The organism is Massilia sp. LXY-6, assembly GCF_051233485.1.
Taxonomy (GTDB): Bacteria; Pseudomonadota; Gammaproteobacteria; order Burkholderiales; family Burkholderiaceae_D; genus Telluria.
The window spans coordinates 82,412-100,743 of sequence record NZ_JBKFGF010000026.1; the positions used below are offsets into that span (position 1 = coordinate 82,412).

At 67.2% G+C, this 18,332-nt stretch carries 12 protein-coding genes and 1 tRNA gene; 4 read left to right on the forward strand and 9 right to left on the reverse strand.

All coding sequences use genetic code 11. The features are described from left to right. Nucleotides 1-24 precede the first annotated feature (24 nt). Entirely contained in the window at nt 25-1,845 is a 1,821-nt protein-coding gene (recQ, locus tag ACI48D_RS13240; RefSeq protein WP_435571690.1) for a DNA helicase RecQ, read from the forward strand. 2 nt (nt 1,846-1,847) lie between these two features. Here the strand turns inward: recQ and trmB are convergent, their stop codons facing one another. Further along, nucleotides 1,848-2,528: a tRNA (guanosine(46)-N7)-methyltransferase TrmB gene (trmB, locus tag ACI48D_RS13245; RefSeq protein ID WP_435571822.1), complete on the reverse strand. Its 681-nt coding sequence runs from the start codon at nt 2,526-2,528 to the stop codon at nt 1,848-1,850. Between the two features lie 138 nt (nt 2,529-2,666). On the opposite strand from trmB, the gene ACI48D_RS13250 reads away from it, so the two are divergent. Beyond that, the gene (locus ACI48D_RS13250; protein WP_435571692.1) at nt 2,667-3,803 is read left to right on the forward strand and encodes a succinylglutamate desuccinylase/aspartoacylase family protein; all 1,137 of its coding nucleotides are present in this window, start codon (nt 2,667-2,669) and stop codon (nt 3,801-3,803) included. A gap of 31 nt (nt 3,804-3,834) precedes the next feature. Here ACI48D_RS13250 and ACI48D_RS13255 read toward each other — a convergent pair whose 3' ends face one another. The 3 genes from ACI48D_RS13255 to ACI48D_RS13265 all read right to left on the reverse strand — a co-directional run bounded on the left by ACI48D_RS13255 (nt 3,835) and on the right by ACI48D_RS13265 (nt 8,832). Next, complete coding sequence (locus ACI48D_RS13255) at nt 3,835-6,558, reverse strand: bifunctional diguanylate cyclase/phosphodiesterase (protein WP_435571694.1); 2,724 nt, start codon at nt 6,556-6,558, stop codon at nt 3,835-3,837. A 64-nt stretch (nt 6,559-6,622) separates the two neighbouring features. Next, nucleotides 6,623-8,611, reverse strand: a complete 1,989-nt coding sequence (locus tag ACI48D_RS13260; RefSeq protein WP_435571695.1) for a hybrid sensor histidine kinase/response regulator — start codon at nt 8,609-8,611, stop codon at nt 6,623-6,625. 147 nt (nt 8,612-8,758) lie between these two features. Then, nucleotides 8,759-8,832 (reverse strand) — tRNA-Gly (locus ACI48D_RS13265). 161 nt (nt 8,833-8,993) lie between these two features. Here ACI48D_RS13265 and epsC point away from each other — a divergent pair. Further along, complete coding sequence (epsC, locus tag ACI48D_RS13270) at nt 8,994-9,926, forward strand: serine O-acetyltransferase EpsC (protein WP_435571696.1); 933 nt, start codon at nt 8,994-8,996, stop codon at nt 9,924-9,926. Between the two features lie 3 nt (nt 9,927-9,929). On the opposite strand, the gene ACI48D_RS13275 is transcribed toward epsC, so the two are convergent. The 3 genes from ACI48D_RS13275 to ACI48D_RS13285 all read right to left on the reverse strand — a co-directional run bounded on the left by ACI48D_RS13275 (nt 9,930) and on the right by ACI48D_RS13285 (nt 13,772). Continuing rightward, a complete protein-coding gene (locus tag ACI48D_RS13275; RefSeq protein ID WP_435571697.1) occupies nt 9,930-10,940 on the reverse strand; it encodes a TraB/GumN family protein in 1,011 nt (336 codons plus the stop codon). A gap of 97 nt (nt 10,941-11,037) precedes the next feature. Further along, nucleotides 11,038-12,546 carry a UdgX family uracil-DNA binding protein gene (locus tag ACI48D_RS13280; RefSeq protein WP_435571698.1) on the reverse strand — a complete coding sequence of 503 codons (1,509 nt, stop codon included), beginning with the start codon at nt 12,544-12,546 and terminating at the stop codon, nt 11,038-11,040. Next, nucleotides 12,543-13,772 carry a putative DNA modification/repair radical SAM protein gene (locus tag ACI48D_RS13285; protein WP_435571699.1) on the reverse strand — a complete coding sequence of 410 codons (1,230 nt, stop codon included), beginning with the start codon at nt 13,770-13,772 and terminating at the stop codon, nt 12,543-12,545. Before ACI48D_RS13285 ends, ACI48D_RS13280 begins: the two co-directional genes overlap by 4 nt. A gap of 146 nt (nt 13,773-13,918) precedes the next feature. Here ACI48D_RS13285 and ACI48D_RS13290 point away from each other — a divergent pair, with 146 nt between their 5' ends. Beyond that, nucleotides 13,919-14,464, forward strand: coding sequence for a DUF2939 domain-containing protein (locus tag ACI48D_RS13290; RefSeq protein WP_435571700.1), 546 nt, complete (start codon nt 13,919-13,921; stop codon nt 14,462-14,464). Between the two features lie 77 nt (nt 14,465-14,541). Here ACI48D_RS13290 and ACI48D_RS13295 read toward each other — a convergent pair whose 3' ends face one another. Beyond that, on the reverse strand, nt 14,542-16,077 hold the full coding sequence (locus ACI48D_RS13295; protein WP_435571701.1) for an SEL1-like repeat protein: 1,536 nt from the start codon (nt 16,075-16,077) through the stop codon (nt 14,542-14,544). Nucleotides 16,078-16,090: 13 nt separating this feature from the next. Then, nucleotides 16,091-18,328 carry a putative bifunctional diguanylate cyclase/phosphodiesterase gene (locus tag ACI48D_RS13300; protein WP_435571702.1) on the reverse strand — a complete coding sequence of 746 codons (2,238 nt, stop codon included), beginning with the start codon at nt 18,326-18,328 and terminating at the stop codon, nt 16,091-16,093. Between the last annotated feature and the right edge of the window lie 4 nt (nt 18,329-18,332).

The following is an 18,332-nucleotide window of genomic DNA, read 5'->3' on the forward strand; positions in this document are numbered from 1 at the left end:
CACAAAGCTGAACAAAGCAATACCATGACGAGCGACATCCAGCAACGCGCGCTGCACATCCTGCAGACGGTCTTCGGCTATCCCGCCTTCCGCGGGCAGCAGGACGAGATCGTCGAGCACGTGGCCAGCGGCGGCGACGCGCTCGTCCTGATGCCCACCGGCGGCGGCAAGTCGCTGTGCTACCAGATCCCGGCGCTGGTGCGCGACGGTGTCGGCGTCGTCGTTTCTCCACTGATCGCGCTGATGCAGGACCAGGTCGACGCCCTCGCCGAAGTCGGCGTGCGCGCGGCCTTCCTGAACTCGACCCAGACCTTCGAAGAAACCCTGCGCATCGAACGCCTGGTGCGCACCGGCGAGATCGACCTCGTCTACGTGGCGCCCGAGCGCCTGATGACGCCGCGCTGCCTGGAGCTGTTCGAGGCCTCGCACATCTCGCTGTTCGCGATCGACGAGGCGCACTGCGTCTCGCAATGGGGCCACGATTTCCGCCCCGAGTACATCCGCCTGTCGATCCTGCACGAGCGCTTCCCGCACGTGCCGCGCATCGCGCTGACCGCCACCGCCGACCAGCTCACCCGCGCCGAGATCGCCCAGCGCCTGCAGCTCGAAGAAGCGCGCCAGTTCGTCTCGTCCTTCGACAGACCAAATATTCGCTACGCCATCGTCGAGAAGACCAACGGCCGCAAGCAGCTGCTGGACTTCATCAGCACGGAACACACGGGCGATTCCGGCATCGTGTACTGCCTGTCGAGAAAAAAGGTCGAGGAAACCGCCGAGTTCCTCAACGAGAACGGTATCCGCGCCTTGCCCTATCACGCCGGCATGGACTACGCGCTGCGTGCGAATAACCAGGCGCGCTTCCTGCGCGAAGATAACATCGTGATGGTGGCAACCATCGCCTTCGGCATGGGCATCGACAAGCCGGACGTGCGCTTCGTCTGCCACCTCGACCTGCCGAAGTCCCTCGAGGGCTATTACCAGGAAACCGGACGTGCCGGCCGCGACGGCCTGCCATCGAACGCCTGGATGGCGTATGGTTTGCAGGACGTGGTGCTGCAGCGCCGGATGATCGACGAATCCGAAGCCGACGAGAATTTCAAGCGCGTGCTGGGCTCGAAGCTCGACGCCATGCTGGGCCTGTGCGAGACATTGAGCTGCCGCCGGATGCGCCTGCTGGAATACTTTGGCGAGCGCTCCGGCCCCTGCGGCAACTGCGACACCTGCCTGATTCCGCCGGTGTCGGAAGACGCGACCGTACCTGTGCAGAAACTGCTGTCGGCCATCTACCGGGTCGACCAGCGCTTTGCCGCCGGCCACGTGATCGACGTGCTGCGCGGCGCGCAGACCGAGCGCATCAGCCAGTGGCACCACGACAAGCTGACCGTGTACGGCGTCGGCGCCGACCGCAGCGAACAGGAATGGCGCGCCATCGTACGCCAGGTGATCGCGCTGGGCCTGATCACGGTCGACCACGACGCCTTCAGCTCGCTCAAGCTGACGGAAGCGGCGCGCGCGGTGCTGAAAGGGGAGCGCAAGGTCGAGCTGCGCCAGTACCAGAAGCCGGTCAAGCAGAAGCGCCAGGCCGGCTCCGCCAAGAGCTATGTGGAGATGGACCTGTCGCCGGCCGAGCAGAAGATCTTCGAGAAGCTACGCTGGTGGCGCATGGAGACGGCGCGGGCGCACAGCGTCGCCGCCTTCATCATCTTCGGCGACGCGACCCTGCGCGAGATCGCCAAGGTCAAGCCGACCTCGCTGGACGAACTGCGCGTCGTCTCCGGCGTGGGCGCGAAGAAGCTGAGCTCGTATGGCGACGAGATCGTCGCCATGATCACCGAGATGGTCTGAGATTATTTTTTCGTAAACACCAGATCCCACACCCCGTGGCCCAGCTTCAGGCCGCGGTTCTCGAACTTGGTCAGCGGGCGGTAGGACGGTTTTTCCGCATAGGCCTCGGCGGTGTTCCGCAAGGCCGGCTCGGCGCCCAGCACTTCCAGCATCTGCACCGCGTAATCTTCCCAGTCGGTGGCGCAGTGGATGTAGCCGCCCGGGGCCAGCTTCTGGCACAGCAGCTTGACGAACGGCGGCTGGATCAGGCGGCGCTTGTTGTGGCGCGCCTTGTGCCACGGGTCCGGGAAGAAGATGTGCACCCCGGCCAGCGCGCCGTCCGCGATCATGTTGTTCAGTACCTCGACCGCATCGTGCTGGATCAGGCGCAGGTTGCCGATGCCCTGTTCGCCGATCTGCTTGAGCAGGCTGCCCACGCCCGGGGTGTGCACTTCGACGCCGACGAAGTCCGTGTCCGGCATCGCCTTCGCGATGTGGGCCGTGGTGTCGCCCATGCCGAAGCCGATTTCCAGCACCAGCGGCGCGCTGCGGCCGAACGGCGCGTGGAAATCGAAGGTCTCCTTGCGGTACTCGATCATGAATTGCGGACCGAACTCCTCGAGCGCGCGCGCCTGCCCGGTCGACAGCCGTCCCGCGCGGGTGACGAAGCTGCGGATGCGGTGATCAAGCGGGTCGTAGAGCATCGGACGGCCTTGGCTGTTGGTGGGCGTATCGGAAGACATGATCGATCGGAGACAAGAGAAAAGGGTCGACATTATAGCCCCAACCGGACATGCCCGGCCGCCGTTCTCGGACATAATGGCGCTTCCCGCATGGAGAGAATGAAGAGAGAGAAGCGCATGCAGCCCACGTCCCACCCGATCGCGACCGAAGACAACGTCGCCTGTTTCCAGCTGACTTCCTTCCGCTTCGGCCACCCCGGCGCCGGAAAAAAGGTCTATATCCAGGCCTCGCTGCACGCCGACGAGGTGCCGGCGATGCTGGTCGCGCACGTGCTGCGGGGCGAACTGGAGCGCCTGGAAGCCGAAGGGCGGATCAGGGGCGAGATCGTGCTGGTGCCGGCCGCCAATCCGATCGGCCTGTCGCAAGTCGTCCACGGCGCGCCCTTCGGCCGCTTCGACCTCGCCAGCGGCGTCAACTTCAACCGTTTCTACAAGCACGTCGCGGCCGACCTGAAGGCATCCCTGAAGGGCAAGCTGGGCCCGGATGCACAGGCCAACACGGCCCTGGTGCGCGAGCATGCGCGCCGCTCGGTGGCCGAGTGGAAGGCCGAGAACCCGACCCAGGAGCTGAAGAAGATCCTGCTGGGGATGGCGATCGACGCCGACATCATGCTCGACCTGCACTGCGATAACGAGGCCGTGCTGCACCTGTACACCGGCACCCCGCTGGCCGGACAGGTCAAGCCGCTGGCCGCGCTACTGGGCGCGCACGCGACCCTGCTGGCGCGCGAGTCCGGCGGCGAACCCTTCGACGAAGCCTGCAGCCGCCTGTGGTGGGAGCTGGCCGAGCACTTCGGGCCGGAGACTCCCATCCCGATGGCCTGTATCGGCGTCACCGTCGAACTGCGCGGCGAAATGGACGTGCGCTACGACCTGGCCGAAAAGGATGCGCACGGGCTGCTGCAATACCTGGCCTACCAGGGCGTGCTCGACGTCGCGCTCGATCCGCTGCCGCCCCTGGTCGCCGAGCCGACCCCGCTGGAAGGCGTGGAACCGATGACGGCGCCGCACTCGGGCGTGCTGGTATTCCACAAGCGCCTGGGCGACCGCGTGCAGAAAAACGAAGCGGTGGCCGACATCGTCAACCCGGTCAGCGGCAAGCTCACCACGCTGCGCGCGGCCCGCACCGGCATCCTGTTCGCCAGCACGGCGCACCGGCATCTGCTGCGCGGGATGCACGTCTGCAAGATCGCCGGCGATGCGGCGTTCCGCAGCGGCAGCCTGCTGGGTCAATAGCCCGTCGTTCCCGCCTGCGCGGGGACGGCCATCATGCGGCCAAGCTCTCGTCGAACAGGTAGCGCTGCGCCAGCAATGCGGCCATCGCATCGGCGGGCATCGGCCGCGCGACCAGGTAGCCCTGCACCTCGTTGCAGCCCAGCGTGCGCAGGATCGCCAGCTGCGCCTCGCTCTCGACGCCTTCCGCCACGACTTCCATGCCGAGCGCGTGCGCCATCGAGACGATCGCCTGGAAGAATACGGTGCCCTCTTTCGACTGCCCCAGCTCGGCGGTAAAGGAGCGGTCCACCTTCAGCACGTCCATCTTCATGCGCTGCAGCTGCGACAGCGAAGAGTAGCCGGTGCCGAAATCGTCGAGGTGCAGCTTGACGCCGAGCGCGCGGATCGCCGCCAGCTCGGCCAGGATCTCGTCGTGGTCGCCCATCATCGCCGACTCGGTGATCTCGACTTCCAGCAGCTGCGGCGCGACCGCGTGGCGCTCCAGGGCATCGGCCAGTTCGCGCCGCACACCGCCGCGCAGGAACTGCTTGGGCGAGACATTGATCGAGACCGGCACTAGCGGCATGCCGCCGGCCGACCATGCCGCCAGCTGGGCGCAGGCCTGGTCGATCACGATCGCGCCGATCGGCACGATCAGGCCGCTCGCCTCGGCCAGCGGGATGAATTCGTCGGGGCGGATCCTGCCCAGCTGGGGGTGCTCCCAGCGCAGCAGCGCTTCCATGCTCAGCAGCTCGCCGCTGCGGGTGTCCACGCGCGGCTGGTAATGCAGCACGAACTGGCGCTTGTCGATCGCTTCCAGCAGGTGCTGGCGCAACTGCGCGCGGGTCTTCAGGGTGCTGGACTGGGCCGGGTCGAAGAAGCGGTACTGGCCCTTTCCTTCGTTCTTGCCGGCGTACATGGCGATGTCGCTATGGCGGATCAGCGTCGCCGCATCGCGGCCGTCGCGCGGGAACACGCTGATGCCGACCGAGGCGCCGATCGCGTGCCGCTCGCCGCCGATCTGGAACGGCTTGCTGAAAGCCTGGACGATGCGCTGCGCCACCATGCCGACCTGCTCGTCGTTGTCGAAGGGGCTGAGCAGGACCATGAATTCGTCGCCGCCGAAGCGCGCCACGTGGTCGCTCGGGCGCAGCTGCGACAGCAGGCGCGTGGCCGCCGCCTTCAGCAGCTGGTCGCCGACCGCGTGGCCGTGCGAGTCGTTGACCTGCTTGAATTCGTCGAGGTCGATGAACAGCAAGGCCACGCCCTGCTCCTTGTCCTCGGCATCCGCCAGCGCCGCCGGCACGAAGTGCAGGAACCAGTGGCGGTTCGGCAGGCCGGTCAGGCTGTCCTCGTTGGCCAGGCGCGCCAGCTGGGCTTCGTGCTCCTTGCGTTCGCTGATGTCCTGCAGGGTGACGGCCAGGCCGTCGCCGACCCGCACCAGGCGCCGGTGGTGCCAGCGGATGTTCAAGCGATTGTCACCGGCCGTGATGCGGTCCGGCATGCGCCGGTCCTCCTGGTGGAAGCCAGTCGCCAGCGCCTGGCGGTAGTTGGCGATCAGTTCTTTCGACCCGAGCCCGCGGTCGATCTGGGACACCAGGCTGCCCACCAGGCGGTCGCGTGTCATCCCGTAGAAGAAGGCGCCGCGCTCGTTGCAGTCGACGATGCGGAAGTCCTGCACCTGGCCCTTGCGGTCGCGCAGCGGAGCAACCATGTAAAAGCCGTCGTTGCCGCTCTCGGTCGCGGTGCGGTAGGCGCGCGCTACCGCGTCCTGCTCGCGTGCCCGCGCGGCCGCGCGCAGCGACAGCATGCTGGCGATCGCCGCCATCAACAGCAGCACCGCGGTCGCCATCGATGTAAAGGCGCGGCTGTCGCGCCAGTAGGCATCGGCTCCCGCCAGCGCCACCTCGTGCGACAGCGCGACCAGCGCCACTACCGGATAAGCCGCCGAGCGACGCCAGCCCAGCACGCGTGCGTGACCGTCACCGAAGCCGGCCTGCCCGGCCCTGCCGGGGCCCCGGACCGCACCGACCAGCTGGACGCCGCGCGCCACCGGCCAGCGCTCGGCATTCGCCGGCAGCAGCGAGCCGTCCGCCTGGGTGCGCACGATGCCGCTGCCGTCCTGCTCGATATGCAGGTTGCCCTCGCTGCCGACCAGCGCCAGCAGGCTGTGCGGACCCAGCGTGGGCGAGCTGACGAAGGAAGTGAAGTAGGCGGCGTCGACCGCCATCAGCAGCACGCCGCCGAATTCGTCATCGGCGGTATCGAGGCGCCGCGTGAACAGCACCGCGCCGCGCAGCGCCGCCAGCCCCGGCGGCGGCATGGCGATCCGCAACGCGGACGAGTTGTTGTCGCGGTGGTGGATGAAGAAGCCGGCCCTGGAGACATCGGCGCCGTCCAGCTGCGGCCCGCTCGACGAGGCCGGCCTGCCGTCGCGCCCGATCACGCTCACCGCGACAAAGGCGCCATCGGTGAACATGCCGTCGCGCCGCATGTCCTCGATCAGGGCGCGGTTGTGCGAATGCTCCCAGCTGTGCTTGAGCTGCATCGTGATCTGGTCCATCTGCGCCAGCGAGCGGGTGACGTACTGCTCGTAGGCCTCGGCGTAGGCCTCGGCCTCCTTGACGGCCTGCTCCTCGGCGCGCCGGTGTTCGGCGTTCGCGCGCAGCATCGCGGTGCTCCACAGCGCGGCGCAGGTCAGCAGGGCCAGCACTGGCCACAGTAACGCAAGGAATCGGTGGGTGCGCGGGGCGGTATGCGTGCTGGGCTTGCTCATGCCGATGAGTCTAGCCAGCGCCGGTTACGGCTTGATGACAGAGTGACAGCAGCCGAAAGGCCGCTCAGCGCCCCCGCGCCCGGGCCGCCTGGGCCAGCACGTCATTCACCTGGTCCATGTCGGCCGGCTTGACGAGGTAGTGGTCGAAGCCGGCCTGCTCGGCCTCCTCGCGGTCCTGGTTCTGGCCGTAGCCGGTCAGCGCGACCAGGGTCGCATCCGCGCTCTCGGACTGGCTGCGCAGCTGCCGTGCCAGTTCGTAGCCGTCCATGTCGGGCAGGCCGATATCGAGCAGCAGCACCTCGGGGCGTTCGCGCCGCGCACGTTCGAGCGCGCCCCTGCCATCGTATTCGACGCAGACGGCATGGCCCTGCACTTCCAGCAGCGCGGCCAGCATCTGGGCGGCATCGACGTTGTCGTCGACCACCATCACACGCAGCCCGCCCGGCGCTTGCATGCCGGCGCCAGGGACTTGGTTGTCCAGCGTGTCGGCCGGCGCCGCCAGGCGCGGCAGGCTGATGCAGAATTCGCTGCCCAGTCCGAGCCCGTCGCTGCTCGCCTGCACGGTACCGCCGTGCAGGGCGACCAGGCTCTTGACCAGGGCCAGGCCGATGCCGAGCCCGCCCTGGGAACGGTCCGGGGTGCGCTCGGCCTGGGTGAACAGGTCGAAGATATAGGGCAGGATGTCGGGCGCGATGCCGACCCCGTTGTCGCGCACGCCGACGCTGACGTAGCGCTCGTCGACCGTCACCGACAGCGTGATGCGGCCGCCCGGCGCGGTGTACTTGGCGGCGTTGTTGAGGATGTTCGAGATCACCTGCACCAGGCGGGTGCGGTCGCCGATCACGTGGGCGCTGCGGCCGGACAGCTGCAGCGTGAGCGAGTGGCGGCGCGCGTCGATCAGCGGGCGCACCTGTTCCACCGCGGCGGACACGATCACATTCAGGTCGAGCTCCTCCTTCTCGAGCGTGACCAGGCCGCGGGTAACGCGCGAGACGTCCAGCAGGTCGTTCACCAGGTCGGTCATGTGCGACGCCTGGCGCAGGATGATCTCGCTGGCGTTGGCGATGTTCCTGGCATCGAGGCTGCCGACCTTCAGCAGCTGGGCCGCGGTCATGATCGGTGCCAGCGGATTGCGCAGCTCGTGGGCCAGCATGGCCAGGAACTGGTCCTTCTGGCGGTTCGCCGCGCGCAGCTCGTCCTCGACCTGCTTGCGCGCGGTGACGTCGCTGCCCTCGACGAAGATGCCGGAGACGGCGTCGCTGGCGTCAACGATCGGCTGGTACACGAAGTCGATGTAGCGCTCTTCCAGGGCCCCGTCCGGCTCGCGCTGCAGGCGCAGCGGCAAGGCGTGCCCGACGAAGGGTTCGCCGGTACTGTAGACGCTGTCGAGCAGTTCGAAGAAGCCCTGCCCGGCCACTTCCGGCAAGGCCTGCCGCGCCGACTTGCCGATGATCTGGCGGTGGCCGATCAGCTGCAGGTAGGACTGGTTGGTCAGCTCGAACACGTGCTCGGGCCCGCGCAGCACGGCCATGATGCCAGGCGCCTGCTCGAACAGCGCGCGGAAGCGCTCGTTTTCCTCGTTGCGGTATTTTTCGGCCAGCACCTGGTCGGTGACCTCGACGCAGGCGCAGTGCATGCCCTGGATGACGCCATGCTCGTCGCGCACCGGCGAGTACGAGAAGGTGAACCAGGTCGGCTCGTCGTAGCCGTGGCGGTTCATCACCAGCAGCAGGCGGTCGACGTAGCTGGCCTCGCCGTTCAGCGCGCGCTCGATGAAGGGGGCGATGTCACTCCATATCTCGGACCAGATGTCGTGGAAGCGCCCGCCCATCGCGCGCGGATGCTTGTCACCGAGGATCTCGCGGTAGGAATCGTTGTACAGGAAGCCGAGGTCCGTGCCCCAGGCGACGAACATCGGGAACTTCGAATTCAGGATCAGCCCGACCACCGTGCGCAGCGCCTGCGGCCAGGTGCGCGGATGCCCGAGCGGCGAAGTGCTCCAGTCCTGGGTGCGCATCAACGCGCCGGCCTCCCCGCCTCCGCTCAGAAACATGAGCGAGCCGGCAAGGCTGTCAGCGTCGTGCGATGGCCGCTCAGGGCGTGTGGCGTGTTGTTGCATGGTCAAGACTGGTGAGGCGAAGGCCCAAGTTTGCCATAACTTCAAGCGGCGAGCCGCACGGGGCGGTCGAGGAGGGAAAGCTGGAGCGGGTGAAGGGAATCGAACCCTCGTCGTAAGCTTGGGAAGCTTCTGCTCTACCATTGAGCTACACCCGCGTTGCCCGCATTCTACGCGTGTTCTGGCCCATTTGACAAATCCCGACTGCCCCGCGCGCGTTGCCACCTAAGATGGGTAGGCCGGACAAATCCGATATATTGACTGCTTTTGCGGCGCTTGCCCCCCGGCGCCGGCATCCGTTCACTTCAGGAAGACACTGATGGCACACTTCGACATCGGCACCATCGTGCGCGAGCTGCACGACGCCCGCCAGCAATGGCGCCAGGCCCACCGTCCCGCCGGCGAGGCGCGCGGCATCGAATTCCCGTCGCGCGACGCGCTGGCGGCGATCGTCGCCCAGCTCAAGGGCGTGCTGTTCCCGATGCGCCTGGGGCCGCCGGACCTGCGCCGGGACAGCGAGGATTTCCACGTCGCCCACGCCCTCGATTCCGCGCTGCACGCCCTGCTGCGCCAGGTCGAGGTCGAGCTCCACTACAGCGCCGCCTTACAGCAGCGCACCGACGCCGACATCGCCAGCCAGGCCGTGGAAGCCACCCGCGCCTTCGGGGCGGCCCTGCCGGAAATCCGCGTCCAGGTCGACAGCGACGTGCTGGCCGCCTACCAGGGCGACCCGGCCGCGCGCAGCGTCGACGAAGTGCTGCTGTGCTACCCCGGCGTGCTGGCGATGATCCACTACCGCCTGGCGCACCGCCTGTACGAGCTCGGCCTGCCGCTGCTGGCGCGCATCATCTCCGAACTGGCGCACGCCGCCACCGGGATCGACATCCATCCGGGCGCGAAGATCGGCGCCGGCTTCTTCATCGACCACGGCACCGGCGTGGTGATCGGCGAGACCGCCGTCATCGGCCAGCGCGTGCGCCTGTACCAGGCCGTCACCCTGGGCGCCAAGCGCTTCCCGACGAATGCCGACGGCAGCCTGCAGAAAGGCTTGCCGCGCCATCCGATCGTGGAAGACGACGTGGTGATCTACGCCGGCGCCACCGTGCTGGGCCGCATCACGGTGGGCAGAGGGGCTGTCATCGGCGGCAACGTCTGGCTGACCCACGACCTGGCGCCGGGCGCACGGGTCGCCCAGGCGGCCTCGCGCGAAGAGGTATTCGAGACCTTCGGTGCCGCCGACGCGCCGGAGTAGGAATTACTTCGGGCTTTCCACGGTATAGCCCCTGGCCTGCAGCGCGGCCAGGTAGCTCTTCGGTCCCAGGATGTCGCTCATCGACAGCATGGCGACCGTGGACGCATTGCTGTCCAGCGATTTTTCAGCCGCCTTGAGCCACGAGGCGAGCCGCCGTTCGCGCAGGTTCTGGAAGGCCGGATGCTTCCTCGCGGCGGGGCTGTTCAGCACGGCGTCATTGCAGGCATCGTCGCGCTCGGCGTAGTCGAGGCTGCTGATCTCGGCGATGTTGCCCTCGGCCCATGCCTTGGCCCGCGTGCGCATCGCCTCGATGTCGCCCTCGAAGCGCTCCAGGGTCTTCGTGAAGCAGGCCGTGTCTTCCATCTGCGACTTCTTGAATTCCTTCAGGACGGCGCCCGGATCGTCGAGCTGGACAAAGAAACCGGTGTCGGTGAGCTTCACGCCGCGCTTTTTCGCAATGCCCTCGATCTGCCTGCGCACTTCGATGCCGCCGGACAAGCCGCTCTTCTTCAAGCCGGCGTCCATCAGCTCTTGCGCGGCAAAGAAAGGCCGGTAGCCTTCGACGCCGTCGTCCTCGCCGATATATTTCTGCTTGAGCACACCCCAGCGCGCGTAGACGTCGGCCGGGAGCACGTCGTGCAGCCGGGCACCGTCGGGATTCTTCTTCATGCCGACCAGCGCGGGCAGCGCGGCCAGCGCCTTCAGTCCACCGAGCCATCCGACACCGACGCCCGTTCCCGGCGGCCCGAGCACTTCCTGCGACTGCCCGACCAGGCGCTCGACCCGGCCGTCGTCCCACTCCATCTTTTGCGGCAGCGGCGCCAGCATGCCGACCACCCACATCACGTGGCCGTCCTTCGATACCTTCCACAGGCCGGGGCCCGGACGTTTGCCGGAGATGAGGATCTGGGCCGGGGCCGGTTCGGCCGGTTCGGATGGCGGATCGGTCTGCGCCAGCGCCGCGGCGCTCAGCAGACCCAGGGACAAGACACAGGCAACGCGTGCAGCAACCATGGATGACCCCTTATTGTTGTGTTGCCAAAGATTACCTAATTGGCATCGGTGGCGATAGGGTCGCAACAGGATGTTACAAGCTGTGTATGCCCAAGGGTCAGGCCGGCGGCTCCTCCGGCTGCCGGTTCAACAGGTCATGGGCCAGCTTCAGGCTGTCCACCATCACCTGGAAGGCCTCGTGCTTGGCATCCTCGCCCGGCACCCGCAGCACGTACGAGGGATGGTAGGTGGTGACGATCCAGTGGCCTTCGTGGAAGACCGGCTTGCCCAGCGAGTTCTTCAGCGTCACGTTCGCGGTGCGCATCACCGATTTCAGCGCGGTCGCGCCGAGCGCCACGATCACGGTCGGCTTCACGTGCGCCAGCTCCTTCTCGAGCCAGTAGTGGCAGGCTTCGATTTCCTTCTGCGCCGGGGTTTTATGCAGGCGGCGCTTGCCGCGCGGCTCCCATTTGAAATGCTTGACGGCGTTGGTCACGTAGATCGTCTCGCGGTCGACGCCGGCCGCCTCGCACACGCGGTCGAGCAGCTTGCCGGCGGGCCCTACAAAAGGCTGGCCGGTCAGGTCTTCCTGGTCGCCCGGCTGCTCGCCGACGAACATGATCTTCGCCTTCTTGGGCCCTTCCCCGCCGACCGCCTGGGTGGCGAACTGCCACAGCTCGCAGCGCCGGCACTCGTCGAGCTTGGACGGCTGCTGGCGTTCCGGCTGGGCGTCCTCGGGGGCGATCGGGATGGTCGTGCCCTTGCGCTGGCCAACGGCCTCGTACTGGCCGGTCTTGCGTGCGCCACGCGCCGCTTCGGAGATCATCTGCGGCACGATTTTGCCTTCTGGTAAATTTTTCCAGCGGTGCGAAGGAATGTGCTGCTGCATCACCGACTGGTTCAGGCGCGCAGGGTTGAACACGCTGCGGTAATAGGTCAGCCACAGGGCTTCGCCAGTATCTTCGAGATCCTCGGAGTTCTTCACCAGCGGGCCGGTGTTGTGCAGGGTATGGCCATCCCACAGCACGCTGGCCTCGGGGGTGGCGATCATCCAGCTGACCTTGCCCATGCGGGAAATGAAATGCTCGGCGACCTGGGGCAGCACGTCGTGCTGCGGCTCGTACCAGGCGACGAAGCGCGGCGGCCCGGCCTCGGGCGGACGTTCGCGGAATCGGATGTAGGCATGCATGTCGTGCTCCTCGCGGTGCACCGCCTTTACCATCGCATGCAGGCGCGCGCCATCCTCGTCGGCCGGTGACTGCACCTCGTGCTCGCCCCGCTGCCAGCGCCAGATCACGCGGTACAGGAAGGCCCAGCGGTCCGGCACGCGGCAGCAGGCGGCGCTTTGCAGCATGTCCATCAGGGACCGGGGAACATGCGGCGGCGGATGGCGTGGCGCATCCGGCGCTGGTTGCGGCGGGTTCGAGGAATTATGCGTTGGCTCGGCCATAGGCGGCGCACCCGAGAACAGGTCGCCGCCCGCGTACGGCGTACTCCAGCTGACCGCTTCCGGCGGCACGTCGTGGACCAGCAGCTCGCGCGCCGCCTCGCGCCATTCGGCGAAGGTCTCGACCAGCAGCGGCTGGCCGGCGCGGAGCTGCTCGCTTGCTGATCCTTTGGTGCTCATGCGGCCTGGAGTTCCGGCCACAAGTTCATTTGCTGCGGGGCGTCGGCCATGGTTCGCCGCAGCAGCTCGGAGGAAGCGGCGCCTTGCGCCGGCTTGTAGTCGGCGGTGAGCACGAAGGGCGCCAGCTTCTTGAGGCTGCAGCGCAGGCGGGACAGGTCTTCCCAGCGGATGCGGCGCAGCCGGCGCAGGTCGATCAGGCGCCTGGCCGAGCGCAGCCCGATGCCGGGCACGCGCGCGATCATGCCTTCGTCGGCGCGGTTCAGGTCGAGCGGGAAGTGATCGCGGTTGGACAGCGCCCAGGCCAGCTTGGGGTCGATGTCGAGCGCCAGGTTGCCGGCCTCCGGCATCAGCTCGGCGGCCGTGAAGCCGTAGCCGCGCAAGAGAAAGTCGGCCTGGTACAGGCGGTGCTCGCGTTGCAAGGGAGGCGGCGCGGACGGCACGCTGGACGGGCTCTGCGGAATCGGGCTGAAGGCCGAGTAGTACACCCGCTTGAGTTTATAGCTGCCGTACAGGGTCTGGGCCGTGTTGAGGATGGTCCGGTCGTCGCTGGCGTCGGCGCCGACGATCATCTGGGTGCTCTGCCCGGCCGGCGCGAAGGCCGGAGCCTTCGGGTGCCCGTCCTTCTCGTCGAGCCTGGTGCGGATCGACCCCATCGCCAGCTTGATCGTGTGGACGTTCTTTTCCGGCGCCAGGCGGCTCACGCTGTCCTGGGTCGGCAGCTCGATGTTCACCGACAGCCGGTCGGCGTACTTGCCGGCCAGTTCGATCAGGCGCGGGTCGGCGTCGGGAATGGTCTTCAGGTGGATGTAGCCGCGGAACTGATGTTCCTCCCTCAGGCGCCGCGCGACCTCGACCAGCTGCTCCATCGTGTAGTCGCTGGACTGGATGATGCCCGAGCTGAGGAACAGCCCGTCGATGTAATTGCGGAGATAAAAATCCTGGGTCAGCTTGACCACTTCGCCGACCGCGAAGCGGGCCCGCGGCACGTTCGACGTGCGGCGGTTCACGCAATACTGGCAATCGTAGATGCAGAAGTTGGTCAGCAGGATCTTCAGCAGCGACACGCAGCGCCCGTCCGGCGTGTAGCTGTGGCAGATGCCCATGCCGTTGGTGGCACCCAGGCCATCCTTGTCGGCCGAGTCACGCCTGGGCGCCCCGCTGCTGGCGCAGGAGGCGTCGTATTTGGCGGCATCGGCCAGGATCTCGAGCTTGTCTTTGAGTTCCATTGCGCAGTAAATACTGTATGGATGAACAGTATAGCGCATTCCAAAGTCGGTTTGCGTGCGCGGACGCACCGAGGCAAAGACTTATTTGCCGCCCTGGTGACGCCGGGCCGTTATCATGTCTGTTTCTCATCCATACGACGTGCATCATGAATCGTTCTCGTATCATCGTCACCGCTGCCATTGTTACCGGCCTGTTTGCCGCTTCCCTGTATGCCAGTCCTTATTGGGAGTTGCACCGCCTCCACTCCGCCATCCAGCACCACGATGCGGATGCCGTCGCGGAACAGGTCGACTTCCCCTCCCTGCGCGAAAGCGTCAAGGGCCAGCTCATGGCCGTGATGGGCAATGAAGCGAAGAACACCGAGGCCGCCGCCAATCCCTTTGCCGTGATGGGCCAGGCATTGGCGATGGCCTTCCTGAATCCGCTGGTCGATGCGATGGTGTCGCCAGCCGGCGTCATCGCCATGCTGGAAAGCGGCAAGGCAAAGCTGCCGGAGAATGGCGCGGCGGGAGATAGCGGTGAGCGCGGCCGCAAGGTCGACTATGCGATTGCCTACCGTGGCTGGAACCGGATCGCGGTGGCGGCCAAGAGCGAGGATGGCGGCAGCTTCATCTTCAGGCGCGAGGGCCTGTGGCGCTGGAAACTGTCCGGCATCGAACTGCCGCGCGGCGCGGCGGGCCGCACGCATTGAATCCACGCCGGGCAGGCACCTCACGGTCTGCCCGGCACCGTCACTTTACCCCAGCCCGGCTTGCGGCGTGGTGATGGTCAAGCGATGCCGGCATAGCCGTTCGCCTGCGCCAGCAGGGCCGGCTCCATGCGTGCGGCGATGCGCTGGATGTAGCTGGTGGCGGGGATGACGCCGGCGGCGCCGGCCCGGTGCAGCCAGGCGTAGGCCTCGATCAGGTCCTTGTGCACGCCCTGGCCGCTGGCGTACATGACCCCGAGGTTGAACTGGGCGCGCGCATGGCCCTGGCGGGCCGCGCACAGGTACCAGAAATGGGCGGCTTCGTAGTCGCGTTCGACGCCGTGGCCGCTGTCGTAGCGCAGGCCGAGCGCGAACTGGGCGAGGGCGTGGCCCTGGTCGGCGGCCTTGTGGTACCACTCGTAGGCCTGGCGCGGATCGACCGTGCCGGAATCGTCGCGGTCCAGCAGCTGGCCCAGCATGTACTGGGCCGGTGCGTATTCCTGGTCGGCGGCCTTGCGGTACCAGACCATCGCCTCGTCTTCCAGGCGCAGCGCGAGGTCGAACTGGGCGCGCAGGTGGCCCTGCTCCGCGGCCTTGCGGTACCAGTCGATCGCCTGCTGTGGGTCCTGCGGCACGCCGTTCCCGGCGTCGCAGAGCTGGCCGAGGTGGTACTGGGCGCCGGCGAAGCCCTGCTCGGCGGCCTTGCGGTACCACTGCGCCGCGATCGCATGATCCTGGCCGACGCCCTGGCCGTGCTCGTAACGCAGGCCGAGGTTGTCCTGGGCTCCGGCATGGCCCTGCTCGGCCGCCTTGCGGAACCAGTGCAGCGCCAGGTCCGGGTCGCGGTCGACGCCGTGGCCGCTGTCGTAGATGAGGCCCAGGTTGAATTGCGAGCTGGCGTGGCCCTGCTCGCCGGCGCGGCCGTACCACAGGATCGCCTTTTCGCTGTCCTGCGGCAGGTCTTGTCCCTTGTCGTAGCGCAGGCCGAGGTTGAACTGGGCCGGCGCATAGCCCTGCTCGGCCGCCTTGCGGAACCAGTGGACGGCCTCCTGGACGTCGCGCGCGATGCCCTGCCCGCTCTCGTAGCGCAGGGCCAGGTTGAACTGGGAGCGCGCGTAATTCTGTTCGGCGGCGCGGCGGTACCATTCGATGGCGCGCCCGATGTCCTGGGCCACGCCCTTGCCGCCCTCGTACATCATGCCGAGGTTGTGCTGGGCGCCCGGGTCGCCCTGCTCGGCCGCCTTGCTGAACCAGTGCTGGGCTTGCAGCACGTCGGCCGGGATGCCCTGGCCCCTGGCGTACAGCCAGCCCAGGTTGTACTGGGCCGCCGCATACCCCTGCTCGGCCGCCTGGGTGTACCAGTGCACGGCCTGCGCCAGGTCCTGCGGCACGCCCTGGCCCTTCTGGTACATCACGCCGAGGTTGTACTGGGCCTGTTCGAGGCCGGCGCTGGCCGCCATCCGGTACCAGGCCACCGCCAGCTCGTAGTTCTTCGGCACGCCCTGGCCGTTCACGTACATGAAGCCCAGGCTGTGCTGGGCGCTGGCGACGCCGCGCTCGGCCAGCGCCTTTACGCGCAGGAATTCGGCCGTGTGGTGCGCAACGGTATCCGGCATGGCGCGACCGTCCTCAGGCCTGGAACGCGAGCACGGTGCCGGCGCCGGCCGCCAGGCCCTGCGTGCGCAGCACGTCCGTGAAGCGGCCCAGCGGCATCGGCCGGTGGTAGAGGTAGCCCTGCATCGTCATGCAGCCGTTGGCGCGCAGGTAGCGCGCCTGCGGCTCGGTCTCGACGCCTTCCGCGATCAGGTTCAGGCCCAGCCCGCGCGCGATCGAGATGATCGCCAGCACCACCGGATAGTGGCCGTACTCGTCGTGGATCTCCTTGACGAAGGACTGGTCGATCTTGATCGTGTGGACCGGGAAGCGGTGCAGGTAGGCCAGCGACGAATAGCCGGTGCCGAAGTCGTCGATGGCGACCGAGACCCCGAGCTGGCCCAGGTTGTTCAACTGTTCGATCGCATGCTGCGGATTGCGGATGCAGATGTTCTCGGTGATCTCGACTTCGATCTGACTCGGCGCGATCCCGTAGCGCACCAGGGCGCCGCGCATCTTCTCGAAGAAGTCGCCGCGGTCCAGGTATTGCGGCGACAGGTTCAGCGACAGCCGCACCTGGTTGGCGCAGATGTTCTTCCAATGCAGCATGTCGCGGCACAGGGCGCCGATCATCCAGTCCGAGATCGGGATCATCAAGCCGTTCTCCTCGGCGAACGGCAGGAACTCGCCCGGCGTGACGATGCCGCGGGTCGGATGGTTCCAGCGCATCAGCGCCTCGGCGCCGACGATACGGCCGCTGGCGGCGTCGATCTGCGGCTGGTAGTACATCTCCAGCTCGTCGTTTTCGAGCGCGCGCCGCAGGCTCTGGCCGAGCGCGATCTTCTGGTGCGAGATGTCCTGCATCGAAGCATCGTAGAAGGCATGGCCGTTCTTGCCCTGGCCCTTGACCTGGTACATGGCGATGTCGGCGTGGCGCAGCAGCTCGTCGATCGACTCGCCGTGGCCCGGATAGATCGCGATGCCGATCGAGGCCGAGATGTGGACCTGGTGGCCGTCCAGGTCGAACGGCAGCTGCAGGCATTCCAGGAACTTGTCGGCGACCATGCTGGCGTCGTCGCGGTCGCGCAGCTCGGGCAGCACGATGGTGAACTCGTCGCCGCCCTGGCGCGCCAGGGTGTCGCCCTTGCGCAGGCAGTCCTTCAGGCGCACGGACACCTGCTGCAGCAGCTCGTCGCCCTTCACGTGGCCGAGGGTATCGTTGACCAGCTTGAAGCGGTCGAGGTCGATGAACATCACCGCGAGCTCGGTCTGCTTGCGCTTGGCCTGAATCACCGCCAAGCCGAGCCGGTCCTTGAACAGGATGCGGTTCGGCAGGTCGGTCAGGATGTCGTGGTAGGCCTGGTAGGAGATGACTTCCTCGGCGCGCTTGCGGTCGGTGATGTCGCGCGCCACGCCATAGGTGCCGAAGAACTCCAGCTTCTTCACCTCCTGGTCGGGCACGTGCATGCCGATCGCGTTCAGCGAGATCGTCATCAGGGTATTGTTGAAGGTGCGTTCCAGGTTCGAACCGGCGTGGCACTTCAGGCGCAGCTCGACGTTGCGCGAGGCGCGCTCGTCGACGCGGCGCTCGTTGAAGGAATAGCGCGCGCGCTCCAGGTCCTCTTCGTGCACCAGCACCGAGTAGTGCTGGCCGATCAGCTCCTCGCGCTTGTAGCCGAGCAGCTGGTAGGCGCGGTCGTTGACGAAGGTGAAGCGGCCCTCGTGGTTCAGGGTATAGATGATGTCCGGCGAGGAGTCCACCAGGTAGCGGTACATCTTCTCCGAGTTTTCCAGCTGGTTCGCGATGCGGCGGTTGGCTTCTTCGAGGCGGCGCGCCTTGAGCGCATTGCCCACGGTCTTGAGCAGCTCCTCGCGGCTGTAGGGCTTGCGCAGGTAGTCGTAGGCGCCGCGCTTGAGGGCGCCGATCGCGGCGTCGATCCCGACCTCGCCGCTCATCACGATGACGTCGGCGCCGACGCCCTTCTCGTTGATGAAGTCCATGATCTCGTGGCCGCCGATGTCGGGCAGGCGCAGGTCGAGCAGGACCAGGTCGAAGCGCAGTTTCGACAGGTGGGCCAGGGCTTCGCTGCCGGTGGCGGCGGTGACCAGCTGGTAGCCGCGGCCCTGCAGCAGCTCGTACAGCGAGGACAGCAGGCGAGGCTCGTCGTCGACCAGCAGCAGGCGCGGCTGCTCCAGCCCGGCCGGGAATGCGGCGTGCGGCACAAGCGCATGGTGGGGAGTGGACGGCGGGGCGCTGGCGGAGATGGGATTCATTGTT